This window comes from Allochromatium palmeri, from assembly GCF_009720725.1.
GTDB lineage: Bacteria > Pseudomonadota > Gammaproteobacteria > Chromatiales > Chromatiaceae > Thermochromatium > Thermochromatium palmeri.
This window is the reverse complement of the sequence record NZ_WNKT01000045.1, coordinates 1-14,352: the sequence shown is the minus strand read 5'-3', so window position 1 is coordinate 14,352 and position 14,352 is coordinate 1. Positions and strand designations below refer to the sequence as shown.

Genomic DNA, 14,352 nt, shown 5'->3' with positions numbered 1-14,352 from the left:
GCCGCCTGGGGAGAATCTTCCCGGCGGCGCTTTCACATACGAGGAAATCATCCATGAACAAAGTCCCTCTGACTGCCAGGGGTGCCGAGAAATTGCGTGAAGAACTGGAGCAGCTCAAGCGTGTCGAGCGTCCGCGTATCATCGAGGCCATCGCCGAGGCGCGCGCGCACGGCGATCTGAAGGAGAACGCCGAATACCATGCCGCCCGCGAACAGCAGGGCTTCGTCGAGGGTCGCATCAAAGACATCGAAGGCAAGCTCTCGCATGCCCAGATCATCGACGTGACCCAGATGGCGCACAACGGCAAGGTGATCTTCGGGGCCACCGTCAAGGTGCTCGAACTGGAGACCGACGAGGAGCATTGCTATCAGATCGTCGGCGAGGACGAGGCGGATCTCAAGCAGGGGCTGATCTCGGTCGGTTCGCCGCTGGCGCGCTGTCTGATCGGCAAGGCCGAGGGTGATGTCGCCTCGCTCCAGGCGCCGGGCGGGCTGCGTGAGTTCGAGATCCTGGAGATCCAGTACATCTGATGCGGCTGAATCCGCGCCCGATCCGGCTTCAGTGCCCGATCAGGCGTTTCAGGAAGCGTCCCAGACTGCTGGTGAGGTTGGGTGAATGACCGTTGACCAGCCGTGTCGCGGCCTGCTCGATGCATCGGGCGCTCGTCGAGCCGGGATTGAGGATCAGGTGCGGCTTCTGCGCCAGGATGCTCTTCTCGATCAGGCTGTCGACCGGGACATGACCGATGAATTCGAGCGTGCCGTTCATGAACCGATCGGTCACGCCGGCCAGGCGCGTGGCCACTCGCTTGGCGTCGGCGGGCGAGGGCGCGCAGTTGACCAGCAGTTTGAGTGGCTTGGACTCCTTGGCCAGGATGGTCTTGATGATGCCATAGGCATCGGTGAGCGAGGTCGGATGCGGCGTGGTGACGATCAGCACATCATCGGCGGCTAGCACGAAGCGCACGACGTTGTCGCCGATGCCGGCCCCGGTATCGATGATGAGCACGTCATAGCCGTTGAGATCCTCCAGATCGTGCATCACCTGCGCACGCTCGCGTTCCCCCAGATCGGCCAGCTCGGCGATGCCATTGGCCCCGGCGATGAGATCCAGCCCATAGGGCGTCTGGATCACGACCTGGGCCAGGGTCTTGTGACCACGGATGACGTCATGGATGGTGTGCTTGGGGATGATCCCGAGCATCACGTTGAGGTTGGCCAACCCCAGATCGCCGTCGAGCAGCAGCACCTTGCGGCCCGCGCGCGCGAGCGCGATGCCGAGATTGATGGAGAGCGTGGTCTTGCCGACCCCGCCCTTACCGGATGTGACACAGAGGGTACGCATGGAGCCTGCTTGACTATCTCGCTGGGGGTGGGGGCGCGTCCATGGAGGCTGACGCTGGCGGGTCGTCGCCACGCACGACCATGCACTCAAGTCGGGTTGCCGCGCGCAGACGCTGGCACCAGTCGCCGGCCGCCGCCTGACTCGTCCAGTCGAGCGCGCGCAGACGATAGAGGCCGCCGGGGCGTGCCTGACTGATCGCCAGGGTCAGACCCGCGACGCTGTCGCCATGGAAGCGCTGGATGTCGTCGCGGTCGCGCTCGACCCGTGCCAGTGAACGCCCGGCCAGGAGCTGCACCTGCCAGCGTCCGGTGGTCGCTGGCGGCGCGGCGGGTTCGGGTGTGTTCGCGGTGATCCGCGCGTCGACTGGCTCAGGCGTAGTCTCCGGTGGCGCTTCCAGGGGTGGCGCGGCTTCTGCGGTCGGTTCATCGGGATTGGGAGCGTCGCTCGGTGCCACTGGAGCCAACGGTGGCTTTTCGGGGGCGGCGTCGATGGCATCAGCCGACGGTGACACCGGCTCGATTGGCTCGGGTGCGACGGGTGGAGCCGGCACGACCGGCGGGGCTGGTGCGACTGGAGGCGGCGGGGCCGAGACCGGCGTCTCCCTGCGCCGTTCGTCGGCGGGGACCGGTGGTGGCGACTCGACGCGGCTCGGGGCTGTGTCGAGGGCGCCGGACTCGACGCGCGATTCCAGCAGCTTCAGCGCGTCCTCGAGCGAACTGGAACCCGACTGAGCCAGATCGATGGACCTGGGTAGCGGCTGAGTCGCTGACGGCAGGTGCTCCAGCCAGCGTGCATCGCTGGCGGACTCGGACGGTGCGCGTGGAAGCGGCTGACCCGCATCGGCCTCAACGGCCGTCAGGGGGGCGCCGACTATCAGGGCCAGCGCCATGAGGCATTGAGCCTGGGTGTTGTCGCGTGTCATGGATTTGCCTCCATTGATGGCAGTACGACCAGGCACTCGGCCGGTCCGCTTGACGTGGCGCGCTCGGCGCAGGCGATCAGGCGCGCGCGATTGGTGTCGAGCAGTTGCGCGGCCAGGAGCAATTCTCGATAGGCGCGTTCGTCGGCGCGCGCCAGAAGTTGGCTGCCGGCCTCCCAATGATGCGCGGAGCCGATGAAGCGCGCGGCGAGTTCCAGACGTCGCTGTTTGTCGGTCAGCCAGGGATGGAGCCAGACAGACAGACCCACCGCGAGCAGAAGCAACGTCAGAACCAGCCAGGTCGCGCGCCCCGGACGCCAGGCGAGCGAGAAGCGACGCCGTGGCGCGGCCGCCTCAAACAGCGCCCCGAGTGCCTGGCTGTCCTGATGACGCATGGCCTGTTCGGGATCATAGAGCCGCGATAGCGGATCGAGTCGCCAGTCCTCGATGGCCTGGGTCAGGCGCGCACGATGACGCGCCCGGCGCTCCTCGCTCGACTTGGGACGCCAGCTTCCATCCGGGCGGTCGCCCGTCTCACTCAGCATCAACCACTCGGCGGCCAAGCCCAGATAGGCTTGACTGATCTCGCGGGTCAGTCCGGACGCCAGCAGTGGCTGCGTCGGCGTTTCGGCCTTGCTGAGCCGCACATCGAACGGGATCTCGGTCGCGAGCGTCATGCGCCCATGCTCACGCCGTACCTGATCGATCAGGTTCCTGGAGGTCGCAGTCGCGCCGCGCATCCCGATCAGCAGATAGAGTCCATAGAGTGGTTGTGGGCGGCCTGCACGCAATTCGTTGACCTGTTTGAGCAACGCGGGCAGCTCATCGAGTGCCGGCGTCTCGGCGGCGAGCGGAAGCAGAATCCGGTGCGCCGCGATCAGGGCATTGCTGGTCAGGGCATCGAGCGACGGCGGACAGTCGAGGACCACATGGTCGAAGTCGAGTGACAAGGCTGGCAGGGTCGCCAGCGCCTGATAGAGGCGCGTCAGCGGGTCGTCGTCCTCCCCGAGAGCCTCGGTGACCGACGCCAGTTCGGGACTGGCCGGCGCCAGATAGAGCTGTGGCACCTGGGTGGCGACGATCATGTCGCGCGTGATGGCACGCTCGCGCAGCACGCGCCCGGTGCCGCCGCGCTCCCGTTCCGCCACGCCCATCGCCCGACTGGCTCCACCCTCGGGGTCGAGATCCAGCAGCAGCACCGAACGCCCGGCAGCGGCCAGGCCCAGCGCCAGATTGACAGCGGTCGTGGTGGCGCCCACGCCGGCGAGTCGGCCGAAAACGGCGACGATCTCGGGAGCGGGACCAGTGAGTTCGGGTCTCTGCTTGGGTGTCATCAGTTTGACTCAGCCTTCTCCACCGCGCGACGCACGCGCCATGAACCAATCCAGCCCGCTGGTCGGCAGCAGACGCTTGAGCGTGCCGAGCAGATGGGTGGGGAAGGTGACATAATACCGCGCCCTCGGGCGCTGGCTCTCCAGGGCATGCACGAGCTTGGTCAGTACCGCCTCCGGTCCCAGGGTGAAGGGCTGGGCGGGCCCTTCCTTGGTCAGACGCGCCTCGGCCCGGCGATAGGCGTTGCGATGGACGCTGTGCTCAGGGTCGATGTTGGCCCGAAAGGCACGGTGCGCGTTGTCACGAAAACGGCTCAGGATCGGCCCCGGCTCGATCAGCGAGACCGAGATCCCCGAGCCGCGCAGTTCCAGCCGCAGAGTATCGGTCAGACCTTCGAGCGCATATTTGCTGGCGACATAGGCGCCGCGATAGGGCAGGGGGATGAAGCCGAGGATGGAGCTGTTCTGCACGATCCGTCCCTGGCCCTGACGGCGCATGAGCGGGATGACGCGGCAGGTCAGGTCGTGCCAGCCGAGCAGATTGGTTTCGAGCTGGGCGCGGAGGACATCGCGGCTCAGATCCTCGACCGCGCCTGGCTGGCCATAGGCGCCGTTGTTGAAGAGCGCGTCGAGCCGTCCGCCGGTCAGTTCCAGCGTCCGTTCCAGCGCCGTGCTGAGGCTCGCCGGGTCGTCCAGATCCAGTTGCACCGCGCTCAGTCCTTCAGTTTCGAGCCGGGCGACGTCCTCGGACCGTCGCGCCGAGGCGATCACCTGCCAGCCGCGACGCGCCAGGGCGTGCGCGCAATGATGGCCGATCCCGCTGGAGCAGCCGGTGATGAGGATGGAGCGGGTAGTTACGTTCGCGTGCATCGGAGCGTCTGAACCTTGAGTAACGAGGGGCCGGGCGGGCTTCCGGCGCACGTCGAGCGCGGCGGAAGCCTCCTGGGTTGGGCATTAACGCCAATCTGGCCCCGTCACGCAACCGGATTTGATTTTGCTGGCGCGATCCACATCTGGGGCGCCGTCGAAAACGTCATGATCGTCCGATCAACCCTTTAGTTTTGAGTGAGAGGAAACCTCCATGCCAATCTATGAATATCGTTGTGAACACTGTGGTCACGAGCTGGAAAAGATGCAGAAAATCAGCGATGCGCCGCTGACCGACTGCCCGGAGTGCGGCCAGCCGGCGCTCAAGAAGCTGATCTCGGCGGCCGGTTTCCGGCTCAAGGGCGGCGGCTGGTACGAGACCGACTTCAAAAAAGCCGGCGATAAGAAGAAGAACCTGCACGATAGCGGCGGCGAGAAGAAGGAGTCGGCGGCCAAATCGGACAGCGCGAGTTCCGGCTCCAGCGGTAGCGGCGCGGCCAAGAGCGATACGGCCTCCAGCACGTCCACGTCCAAGCCAGCGGCCAAGAACGTCGCCTGAGAACGACGTGCCAAGCGCAGTTTTGAGCCTGGGAGTCCAGACCCAATTTGAGCCAAGGATGGCCAAACGTCTTACAATCCAGCAATCAGGCGATATACGACAGCTTGGCGAGGCGCTACACATTTCGAATGAAATGAAACTGAGGTAGCTGTTGCGTCCCGTGTGATCATCCTCGATCGCGTCGGGGCCGAACGCCTGACGGGTCTGGGGGATATGCTGGTCGCGACCGGGCAGGCCGAGCCGGTGCGTATCCACGGATAGAGAATGATGGCCGATGACATCGCCGCCGCGATTGCGACCTTCAATAATGGAGCGCGAACATGATCGCTGCCAACTTCCAGGTACTCGATTTCCGACCGCTCTTCCTGACCGTCGAGGGTATTGGTCCCTTTCAGCAGCAACCCTTCCAGCTCGATTTCACCGACGCGGACGACGAACCCTGCAATGTCTACTTACTGCTCTCCAAGAACGGGATGGGCAAGACGACCTTGCTCGATCTGATGGCGTCATTGATGGGGATGTTCGAGCAGCGTGTCCCGGAGTCCATCGGATTCGAGGATCTGGACTCAGGGGCCGGAAGGGCGCAGTGGGATTTTCTGGTTCGCGTGCGCAAGGACGGTGAAGAAACGACGCGCATCCTATCCTTGGTCGCCGGACGCGATGAGCCCTGGGGGCTGAACCCCTGGGGCGAGTCGAGACTAGCTCGGTACGGAGCCCAAGCACACAGTCTGTTCGGCTTTATTCGACAGGCGAGCGGCCGGCTGTCTCGGGTTGGCGAGGGCAGCGGAAGCGGTGGGCAGCCACGCGGACTTTCCATGGTGGTCGATGGTCTCGTCGATGATGATTTCGTCGCGGATATACTCGCCGCGATGCACGCGCATCAAAACCAAGCCCCAGACGCCTTTGAGGACGCTCCGCTGACGATGCCGACCCTGCTCTTGTTCTCGGCCTATCGGGATATTCCGAGGGTTCAGGACAGCCAGCGGGGTGTCATACAGCCTCCGAGCTGGGGGTACCGTCCAGTGCATCGCTTCGGTACCGAGAGCCAGGGGTGGCAGGATTCGCTGGACAACCTTCTGGTCTGGCTCAAATGGTTGGATGATGGCCGCTACGAGCAAGCGATCAAAGTCATCAACGAGCGCGTCTTCGTCGAGAGTCCCAAGTTCTTGAAGGGTGTGCGTAAGCAACCCCCGGAGGCCATGGTCGTCAGCGGTGGCAATCCGCATCGCCTGGATCGGCTCAGTAGTGGCGAAAAGAGCTTGATCCAGCTCTACTTGCGAGTCGGTGTCCACATGACACGCAACACCCTACTGCTGGTCGACGAGCTGGATATCCATCTGCACTCGATCTGGCAGCACCGAACACTGTCATTTTTCAAACAGTTAGCCGTTGATCACCCTGGTTTGACCATCATCACCAGCACCCATGCCAGGGAGCTGATCCCCGCCTTCGGTCACGACATCCCTGAACCGGGACTACGCAAGGGCGGGCACATCATTGAGGAAGGCGTTGCCTAACGGGGTGTGGAATAGGGAGGGAGGGTATCATGGCGGCCTTGAAAGAGCTCGCGTCCGGCGATCTGGCTGAGCGACGCTATGTGGCAAAGCGTTTCATCTATCTGGAATCCGAAGAGGACGTCCAAATTCTGGCTGAGCGCTGGTTCAACGATCGGGGCGACAAGGTCGAGTTCCGGGCGGCTGGTGATGAGCTGGGTGGTGGATGCAACTGCGTCGTCGCTCAGGTCGAAGAGGACGTCGAAAATGGAATCGACGCCCTGGGTATTCTGGATCGGGATAGTCTGGCGGCGCGTTCACACTGGGAAGCCTTCCTCGATACGACCGACGTCTGTTGCTCGAATCGCTCCCCATTCGGCGAGCGGATCTACGTTCTGCGACGCTGGGAAATTGAGAACTATCTGTTGCATCCCCTGGTTATCGAGTCCTTTCTCGCGGACGAGCAGGGGCGGAGTCCGAGGCCCGAGACAGAGGTTAACAATGAGTTGTTCGGTCTTGTCTGTGGACTGGCCCCCATCGTCGCCGGAAGTTTGCTGCTGATGTCTTATGGACGACGCGGCTTTGACAAAACGTTTGGTTTGAACCAGACCTTGCTGGAGAACTATGCTGAGATTCTCCGACAAGTCGAGCGTCAGCTATCGCCGGAAGTGGCTGGCTCTGTCGAGGATTGGATCGAAAAGATCGTGAGTTTCGGCGGTGCGGACCATGATCGAAGCACCGAACGATGGCTGGGGCTGATTCGCGGTATCGACGGCAAGCGCTTGTTGCTCTGGTTGGCCAATCATTATCGGCTCGGGAACAAGCGCGAGCTGCGCTTCCATCTGGCCAGACTGACGAGGACGCTGGGTTTGCTCGATGCGGTACTGGATGATTTCTTTGCTCATATCGTCGGCGAGTAGAACGCTTCAGGTCTTCAAGCGTTTTGGAGAGTCAACCAAGGCTTCGGCCAGCCCGATCAGACTCAGCGGCGCGCAGCCCTCGGCCTTGTTGTTAGCGATGACATAGACCTCGCGTCCGGCACTCAGCGCCTCGGAGACGAGCTGCGCGATCTGGCCGCGCGCGGTCGGATCCGGCTCGCGCAGTCGGTTGAAGGGCTGATAGAGGTTCCGAGCCTCGTTATAGCGACGATTGGCGCGCAGCATCCAGCGCAGCACCAATGGACCTGGCGGAAGATCGGCGAACAGTGTCTGCTGCCGATCGAGCGCGGGCAGACGCGGATGCAGACTGAGCGCGGTCTGGGCGCCGCCGTGACGCAGGGCCTCGGCCAGATCGCACGTCAGCAGCTCGCGATCGCGCACCTCGACCGCATAACAGGGACCAGTCGGCAGGCGGCGCAGGAAGCGGTACAGATCCTCGGCAAAGCGGCGCGGGTTGGCGGTGATCGTCTCGCCGAGTGGCGGAAACTGGAGCAGCAGCACGCCACCGCGCGCCTCCAGTCCCTCGACGAACGGCTGGACCGACTGCTCGGTCGCCCGCTCCGGGTCGAGAAAACCAGGATTTGCTTCAACCGGACGCCCGCCACCGGCCCGCAAGACGGCATCGGTGATCGCCGCCGGCATCTTGACCAGAAAGCGAAACTCCTCCGGAACCTGCTCGGCATAGGCGCGCAGACGTTCGGTCGGCACCGGCGCATGGTAGGCGCTGTCGACACCGACGGTGCGCAGTAGTGGATGCTGGGCATAGGCGTGCAGCCCATGACGCGACAGGACACGCGGATTGGCCGCCGGATCATAGATCAGTCCCAGCCAGCCCGGAAACGACCAGGACGAGGTACCGAGCCGCAGCCGAGCGGGTAGGGCACCGGCGAGTTCACGCGCCTGGCTCCAGGTGTCGCGCGCCGGCTCGACGAATATAGGCGCGGGCGCTTCATCCGGCGTGCCCGCGAACAGATCCAATTGGTTCGATGGCTTCATGTGTTCATGCTCTCATGCCAGCGTCGATCGTGGTCAGTGCTTGCGCTAAACCATTGCGGCTAGTAATCTTTCACGCTTTTTCATGATGGTTCCGGCCTCTATTGGCGCCGGGTCCATCCACCTTGAACAAGATGGGGCGATAGAGTGATGCGCACGCAGTATTGTGGGGATTTGAACAGCCAGCATACAGGCCAGGAGGTCGTCCTGTGTGGCTGGGTGCAGCGGCGGCGCGACCACGGCGGGGTCATCTTCATCGATCTGCGCGACCGCGAGGGTCTGGTTCAGGTGGTGTTCGACCCGGATCGCGCTGAGATCTTCGCCCGCGCCGAGCAGGTGCGTAGCGAATATGTGCTCAAGATCACCGGTCGCGTGCGTCCGCGTCCCGAGGGCACGACCAACCCGGATCTGCCCACCGGCGAGATCGAGATCCTGGGACTCGATCTGGAGATCCTCAACGCCGCCGAGACCCCGCCGATCCAGCTCGATAGCCACACGGCGGATGCATCCGAAGAACTGCGTCTGCGCTATCGCTATCTGGATCTGCGCCGCCCCGAGATGCAGGCGCGTCTGCGCACCCGCAGCCGCGTCACTCAGGCGATGCGCCGCTTCCTCGACGAGCAGGGTTTTCTCGACATCGAGACGCCGATCCTGACCAAATCCACGCCCGAGGGTGCGCGCGACTATCTAGTCCCCAGCCGCACCCATCCGGGCGAGTTCTTCGCGCTGCCGCAGTCGCCCCAGCTCTTCAAGCAGTTGCTGATGATGTCGGGCCTGGATCGCTACTATCAGATCGCCCGCTGCTTCCGCGACGAGGATCTGCGCGCCGACCGTCAGCCCGAGTTCACCCAGCTCGACATCGAAGTCTCGTTCATGAGCGAGGACGAGCTGATGGCGCTGATGGAGGGCCTGGTCCGCACCCTGTTCAGCGAGGTGATCGGCGTCGAGCTACCCGATCCCTTCCCGCGTCTGACCTATGACGAGGCGATGCGCCGCTTCGGCTCCGACCGGCCCGATCTGCGCGTGCCGCTGGAGCTGATCGATGTCGCCGATCTGATGGACGGCGTCGACTTCCAGGTCTTCGCCGGTCCGGCCAAGGATCCCGAAGGGCGTGTGGTCGCGTTGCGTCTGCCCAAGGGCGGCGAGCTCTCGCGCAAGGAGATCGACGGCTATACCCAGTTCGTCGGTATCTATGGCGCCAAGGGTCTGGCCTATATCAAGGTCAACGAGTGGGCGACCAAGGGGCGCGAGGGGCTGCAATCGCCGATCCTCAAGTTCCTGCCCGATGCGACGGTCGAAGGCATCATGGCCCGCACCGGAGCCGTGGACGGCGATCTGATCTTCTTCGGCGCCGACAAGACGCGCGTGGTCAACGAGTCGATCGGCGCGCTGCGCGTCAAGCTCGGTCAGGATCGCGGCTTGCTGGAAGGTGAGTGGCGTCCGCTGTGGGTCGTCGACTTCCCGATGTTCGAGCATGACCCGGCCAACGGGCGCTGGGTGGCGCTGCATCATCCCTTCACCGCGCCCAAGGAGGAACAGCTCGGGTTGCTGGAAACCGATCCGGGCGCCTGTCTCTCGCGGGCTTATGACATGGTGCTCAACGGCACCGAACTCGGCGGCGGCTCGATCCGTATCCATCGCGACGCGGTGCAACGTCAGGTGTTCAAGCTCCTGAACATCAGCGACGAGCAGGCCGAGGATCGCTTCGGCTTCCTGCTCAAGGCGCTGCGCTTCGGCTGTCCGCCGCACGGCGGTATCGCCTTCGGTCTCGACCGGCTGGTGATGCTGATGACCGGCGCCCACTCGATCCGCGACGTCATGGCCTTCCCCAAAACCCAGACGGCGGCCTGTCTGCTCACCGACGCGCCTTCGGCGGTCGACGAGGCCCAGCTCAAGGAGCTGGCGCTGCGCTTGCGGACACGCGCTTGAGCGATCCTGAGCGCAAACGGGCGCAGTCGGCGCTGGTCGTCGTCTGCACCCGAGGCGGCGAGTTCCTGCTGATGCGTCGCACCCGCCCGGCCGGGTTCTGGCAGTCGATCACGGGCAGTCTCGCGCCAGGCGAGACGCCCAGGCATGCGGCGGTGCGCGAGCTCTGGGAGGAGACCGGATTGCGCGCTGGCGGCGCGCTCATCGATCTGCGTCAGTCGGTACTGTTTCCGATCATCCCGGCCTGGCGTCATCGCTATGCGCCCAACGTCTGCTTCAACCGTGAATATCGCTTCGGCCTGGTGCTCGACTCGCGGCGGCTGGTGCGGCTCAATCCACGCGAGCATCTCGAATACCGCTGGCTCCCGGCCCGCGAGGCCGCCGAGCTGACCGGTTCCTGGACCAACCGCGAGACCATCGAAGCGCTTGAGGCACGACGGGCGTGGCTTTGAGCCTCAAGCCGACCGCCCCCATCTCTTGGCGACAGCCTCAAGCCCGACCTGACAGCCAGCGAGCCTCTCGACCCAACCCATGCCTGACATCAAAGCCAATCTGACCGATCGACCCGCTACCCGTAATCTGGCCGCGCTCAAGCGTCTGCTCCAGTTCGCCTGGCCCTATCGGCGCCGACTGGCGCTGGCGCTGGTCGCGCTGCTGATCGCCGCCGTCTCGGTGCTGGCCTTCGGGCAGGTGATCCGGGTTGTGGTCGATTCAGGACTCAGCACCGGCTCAGTCGCGGAGCTTGATCGCTCGCTGATGCTGTTTCTGTTCGTGGTGATGCTCACAGCGGCGTCCATCATGGCGCGCAGCTATCTGCTCAACTGGATCGGCGAGCGGGTGGTGGCCGACATTCGCCAAGCGGTATTCGAACGGGTGTTAGTCCTGGATGTCGCCTTCTTCGAGACCACGCGCACCGGTGAGGTGATTTCGCGCCTGACCAGCGACACGGCGATCCTGCAAGTGGTGGTTGGCTCGACGCTCGCCATGTCGATCCGCACCTCGCTGCTGGTCGTCGGCGGCATCCTGATGCTCATGATCACCAGTCCGGGACTCACCGGGCTGGTGCTGGCCGGATTGCCGATCGTCATCGGCCCGGCCTGGATCATCGGGCGGCGCGTGCGCCGGCTCTCGCGCGACAGCCAGGATCGGATCGCCGATGTCGGCGCCTATGTCGACGAAGCCATCCACGGCATCCGCACCGTGCAGGCGTTCTGTCACGAACCGATCGACAGTCGCCGCTATGGCGATCAGGTCGAGGCCGCGTTCGACGTGGCCATGAGCCGTTCGCTGTCGAGCGCGGCGCTGTCGGGGATTGCTACCTTTCTGACCTTTGGCGCGATCGGCGTGGTGCTCTGGATCGGTGGACATCAGGTGCTCGATGGCACCCTGAGCGGCGGTGAACTCTCAGCGTTTCTGTTCTATGCCATCGTGGTCGCCGGAGCCGTGGGGTCGCTGAGCGACCTGACCGGACAACTGTTGCGCGGCGCTGGGGCCAGCGAGCGGCTGATGGAGCTGCTGGAGATCCAGCCGGCGATCCTGCCGCCGGTGGCGCCCGAACCGCTGCCTGAGCCGTCGCGTGGGCGGATCGAACTGCGCGGGGTGCGCTTCGTCTATCCCTCGCGCCCGGATACGCCGGCACTTGACGGGCTGGATCTGACCGTCGAGCCGGGCGAGCGGCTGGCGCTGGTCGGGCCCTCGGGTGCGGGCAAGTCGACGCTGTTCCAGCTCCTGCTGCGTTTCTATGATCCGACGGCGGGGAGTCTGCTGTTCGATGGGGTCGATATCCGTCGGCTCGATCCGCGCGATCTGCGTAGCCGCATCGCCCTAGTGCCGCAGGATCCGGTGATCTTCGGCGCCAGCGCCTGGGAGAACATCCGCTATGGTTTGGAGCGCGCGAGCGACGAGGACGTGCGCCGCGCCGCGAAGGCCGCCCATGCGCTCGAATTCATCGAACGGCTGCCGCAAGGTTTCGACACCCATCTCGGTGAGCGCGGCGTGCGGCTCTCGGGCGGCGAGCGTCAGCGCATCGCCATTGCCCGCACGCTGTTGCGCGATCCGGCGCTGCTGCTGCTCGACGAGGCCACCAGCGCGCTCGATGCCGAGAGCGAGCGTCTGGTGCAGGAGGCGCTTGAAACTCTGATGCAGGGGCGCACCAGCATCGTCATCGCCCATCGGCTCGCCACGGTGCGCAATGCCGACCGGATTCTGGTGATCGATCAGGGACGGATCGTGGCCGCAGGGCGGCATGATGAACTCATGGACGAGGATGGACTCTATGCGCGTCTGGCCACACTCCAGTTCCAGGAGCCGTGCGGCGGTTGAATGGATATTTGATATGACCAAGACCCGTGTACCGACCTTCATCCACCAATTCGACGCACCGGATTTTGAACGGCAGCCGCCGGGAACCATCCTACGGGATTTCGACGCCCTGCTGGACCTGATTGGCGATCAGGGGCTGCCGCTCACCCCTGGCCATTTGTTCGCCATGAAGACCCTGGAGACGATCAATCAGCGTCTCGCCCATCCCCTGGAACTGGGGCTGAAGCGTGCGATGCAGAAATCCTATCCGCACATCAATGGTTTGTATCTGGTGCTGCGTGCGAGTGGCCTGGCGCGGATCGACATGGCGTCCAAGAAACCGCGTCTGCATCTCGACCCCGTCGTCCTGGCCTCCTGGTCCGCCCTCAACGGGGCCGAGCGCTATTTTGCCTTGCTGAAAGCCTGGTGGGGTCGTTCAAGCGAGGGGGTCATCGGCGAGTTCGAAAGTTGGGGCGGGGATGCGTCGATGAAGATCGTCACCTTTCTTCAACGGCTGCCGGATGCCGGTCTAACGTTCAAGACACCTCAGGACGCGGATTGGCTTCGATATTCTCCCGGCCTCCACCATCTGGCGTTGCTGGAGCTCTTTGGTTTGCTCGACCTGCGGGCCATGCCACCGGTGGCAGGCAAGGGATGGCAGCCAGAGCGGATCGGTCTGACCGAGTGGGGACGTTCCTTGCTGGGCCACTTTGCGGGCTTCATGCGCCAACCTTGGGCGCCAGAGGCCGAATCGGCCACGCCCATCCATGACGCCGGGGATTTTTTCGACCCGCTGGCGCGTTTCGAGCACTGGAGCCAGTTGGTGCGTCCGCAGATCCCCGACTGGCGCCAGGAGCTGGAGATTCCCGCGTCCCCTTTCCAACCCGGCCAGCATCTGTTCAAGGTGTCGCTGGGAGCGGGTTGCTGGCGGCGGATCGCCATTGGGGGCGACGCCCATCTCGACGCACTCGCGGCCACGATTCTCACCGCCTTCGACTTCGATGACACGGACCATCTGTACCGCTTCAGCTATCAAGACCGCTTCGGCGGCACCATCGCGATCGATCATCCCGATCTGGCGGGCGAGTCCGACAACGTGGCGGATGAGGTCAAGGTTGGCGACCTCTCGCTCTGCGAAGGGATGCGGATCAGCTTTCTGTTCGACTTTGGCGATGACTGGCGATTCGAACTCCTCGTCGAACGTGTGAACGCCGAATCCAAGAGCCAGGAGCCACAGGTGCTGGAAGTGCATGGCGCGGCACCCGTGCAGTATGGGGATTGGTAGCGGGCATCGACGGGTGCGTGATCGTTCGATCAAGCGCCGAGTCTCTGGCCTGACGCCCGGTGCGCAATCCGCCGTTCCGATCCAGACGACCCTATAGTGGACCCGACCCCGATCCCTCATCGACTCACAGGTTAATCGACATGCCTACACCGAAACTTTTCGAACCCTTGACGATCGGCTCGCTCAGGCTGGCCAATCGCATCGTGATCGCACCCATGTGCCAGTATTCCGCGACCAACGGCTGCATGAGCGACTGGCACTTGATCCATCTCGGTCAGCTCGCGCTCTCGGGCGCGGCCTTGCTGACGATGGTTGACAAACCGTCGCCCCCTCCGCCGTGCCCTTCGGTGCCAGCGACAGGGCGCCGCTCGCGCTCGATCGCCAGGCGATGATCGA

The 14,352-nt window shown here is 64.2% G+C and carries 14 protein-coding genes; 9 read left to right on the top strand and 5 right to left on the bottom strand.

Annotated elements, in window-relative coordinates:
* Nucleotides 1–53: 53 nt before the first annotated feature.
* Nucleotides 54–530, top strand: coding sequence for a transcription elongation factor GreA (gene greA, locus GJ668_RS16040; protein ID WP_155451144.1), 477 nt, complete (start codon nt 54–56; stop codon nt 528–530).
* A 28-nt stretch (nt 531–558) separates the two neighbouring features.
* Here the strand turns inward: greA and GJ668_RS16035 are convergent, their stop codons facing one another.
* From GJ668_RS16035 to GJ668_RS16020, 4 genes are read right to left on the bottom strand one after another with little or no spacing between them, the layout of a single operon-like run.
* The gene (locus GJ668_RS16035) at nt 559–1,344 is read right to left on the bottom strand and encodes a MinD/ParA family protein (protein WP_155451143.1); all 786 of its coding nucleotides are present in this window, start codon (nt 1,342–1,344) and stop codon (nt 559–561) included.
* 13 nt (nt 1,345–1,357) lie between these two features.
* Nucleotides 1,358–2,266, bottom strand: a complete 909-nt coding sequence (locus tag GJ668_RS16030; protein WP_155451142.1) for an SPOR domain-containing protein — start codon at nt 2,264–2,266, stop codon at nt 1,358–1,360.
* Nucleotides 2,263–3,597: a ParA family protein gene (locus GJ668_RS16025; RefSeq protein WP_155451141.1), complete on the bottom strand. Its 1,335-nt coding sequence runs from the start codon at nt 3,595–3,597 to the stop codon at nt 2,263–2,265. The genes GJ668_RS16030 and GJ668_RS16025 overlap by 4 nt, the downstream gene beginning before the upstream one ends.
* A 9-nt stretch (nt 3,598–3,606) precedes the next feature.
* Complete coding sequence (locus GJ668_RS16020) at nt 3,607–4,464, bottom strand: SDR family oxidoreductase (protein ID WP_155451140.1); 858 nt, start codon at nt 4,462–4,464, stop codon at nt 3,607–3,609.
* A gap of 211 nt (nt 4,465–4,675) precedes the next feature.
* Between GJ668_RS16020 and GJ668_RS16015 the strand changes: the two genes are divergently transcribed.
* The 3 genes from GJ668_RS16015 to GJ668_RS16005 all read left to right on the top strand — a co-directional run bounded on the left by GJ668_RS16015 (nt 4,676) and on the right by GJ668_RS16005 (nt 7,433).
* On the top strand, nt 4,676–5,020 hold the full coding sequence (locus GJ668_RS16015; protein ID WP_155451139.1) for an FmdB family zinc ribbon protein: 345 nt from the start codon (nt 4,676–4,678) through the stop codon (nt 5,018–5,020).
* A gap of 320 nt (nt 5,021–5,340) precedes the next feature.
* Nucleotides 5,341–6,537 (top strand): ATP-binding protein, encoded by a 1,197-nt coding sequence (locus tag GJ668_RS16010; protein ID WP_155451138.1) that lies wholly within the window; start codon nt 5,341–5,343, stop codon nt 6,535–6,537.
* Between the two features lie 29 nt (nt 6,538–6,566).
* Nucleotides 6,567–7,433 (top strand): DUF4435 domain-containing protein, encoded by an 867-nt coding sequence (locus GJ668_RS16005; protein ID WP_155451137.1) that lies wholly within the window; start codon nt 6,567–6,569, stop codon nt 7,431–7,433.
* A gap of 6 nt (nt 7,434–7,439) precedes the next feature.
* Here GJ668_RS16005 and GJ668_RS16000 read toward each other — a convergent pair whose 3' ends face one another.
* Nucleotides 7,440–8,447, bottom strand: coding sequence for a DUF72 domain-containing protein (locus GJ668_RS16000; RefSeq protein WP_155451136.1), 1,008 nt, complete (start codon nt 8,445–8,447; stop codon nt 7,440–7,442).
* Between the two features lie 147 nt (nt 8,448–8,594).
* On the opposite strand from GJ668_RS16000, the gene aspS reads away from it, so the two are divergent.
* The 5 genes from aspS (at nt 8,595) to GJ668_RS21125 (ending at nt 14,348) form a co-directional block, all read left to right on the top strand.
* Complete coding sequence (gene aspS / locus GJ668_RS15995) at nt 8,595–10,373, top strand: aspartate--tRNA ligase (protein WP_155451135.1); 1,779 nt, start codon at nt 8,595–8,597, stop codon at nt 10,371–10,373.
* The gene (nudB, locus tag GJ668_RS15990; protein WP_155451134.1) at nt 10,370–10,822 is read left to right on the top strand and encodes a dihydroneopterin triphosphate diphosphatase; all 453 of its coding nucleotides are present in this window, start codon (nt 10,370–10,372) and stop codon (nt 10,820–10,822) included. Before aspS ends, nudB begins: the two co-directional genes overlap by 4 nt.
* A 79-nt stretch (nt 10,823–10,901) precedes the next feature.
* Complete coding sequence (locus tag GJ668_RS15985) at nt 10,902–12,692, top strand: ABC transporter transmembrane domain-containing protein (RefSeq protein WP_155451133.1); 1,791 nt, start codon at nt 10,902–10,904, stop codon at nt 12,690–12,692.
* 13 nt (nt 12,693–12,705) lie between these two features.
* Nucleotides 12,706–13,956, top strand: coding sequence for an IS1096 element passenger TnpR family protein (locus GJ668_RS15980; protein WP_155451132.1), 1,251 nt, complete (start codon nt 12,706–12,708; stop codon nt 13,954–13,956).
* Nucleotides 13,957–14,096: 140 nt separating this feature from the next.
* Entirely contained in the window at nt 14,097–14,348 is a 252-nt protein-coding gene (locus tag GJ668_RS21125; RefSeq protein ID WP_222930801.1) for an oxidoreductase, read from the top strand.
* Nucleotides 14,349–14,352: the final 4 nt, after the last annotated feature.

What these genes read in the sequence shown, in the direction of transcription:
- greA (WP_155451144.1), top strand. Translation starts at nt 54, where the DNA reads ATGAACAAAGTCCCTCTGACTGCCAGGGGTGCCGAGAAATTGCGTGAA.
- GJ668_RS16035 (WP_155451143.1), bottom strand. Translation starts at nt 1,344, where the DNA reads ATGCGTACCCTCTGTGTCACATCCGGTAAGGGCGGGGTCGGCAAGACC.
- GJ668_RS16030 (WP_155451142.1), bottom strand. Translation starts at nt 2,266, where the DNA reads ATGACACGCGACAACACCCAGGCTCAATGCCTCATGGCGCTGGCCCTG.
- GJ668_RS16025 (WP_155451141.1), bottom strand. Translation starts at nt 3,597, where the DNA reads ATGACACCCAAGCAGAGACCCGAACTCACTGGTCCCGCTCCCGAGATC.
- GJ668_RS16020 (WP_155451140.1), bottom strand. Translation starts at nt 4,464, where the DNA reads ATGCACGCGAACGTAACTACCCGCTCCATCCTCATCACCGGCTGCTCC.
- GJ668_RS16015 (WP_155451139.1), top strand. Translation starts at nt 4,676, where the DNA reads ATGCCAATCTATGAATATCGTTGTGAACACTGTGGTCACGAGCTGGAA.
- GJ668_RS16010 (WP_155451138.1), top strand. Translation starts at nt 5,341, where the DNA reads ATGATCGCTGCCAACTTCCAGGTACTCGATTTCCGACCGCTCTTCCTG.
- GJ668_RS16005 (WP_155451137.1), top strand. Translation starts at nt 6,567, where the DNA reads ATGGCGGCCTTGAAAGAGCTCGCGTCCGGCGATCTGGCTGAGCGACGC.
- GJ668_RS16000 (WP_155451136.1), bottom strand. Translation starts at nt 8,447, where the DNA reads ATGAAGCCATCGAACCAATTGGATCTGTTCGCGGGCACGCCGGATGAA.
- aspS (WP_155451135.1), top strand. Translation starts at nt 8,595, where the DNA reads ATGCGCACGCAGTATTGTGGGGATTTGAACAGCCAGCATACAGGCCAG.
- GJ668_RS15985 (WP_155451133.1), top strand. Translation starts at nt 10,902, where the DNA reads ATGCCTGACATCAAAGCCAATCTGACCGATCGACCCGCTACCCGTAAT.
- GJ668_RS15980 (WP_155451132.1), top strand. Translation starts at nt 12,706, where the DNA reads ATGACCAAGACCCGTGTACCGACCTTCATCCACCAATTCGACGCACCG.
- GJ668_RS21125 (WP_222930801.1), top strand. Translation starts at nt 14,097, where the DNA reads ATGCCTACACCGAAACTTTTCGAACCCTTGACGATCGGCTCGCTCAGG.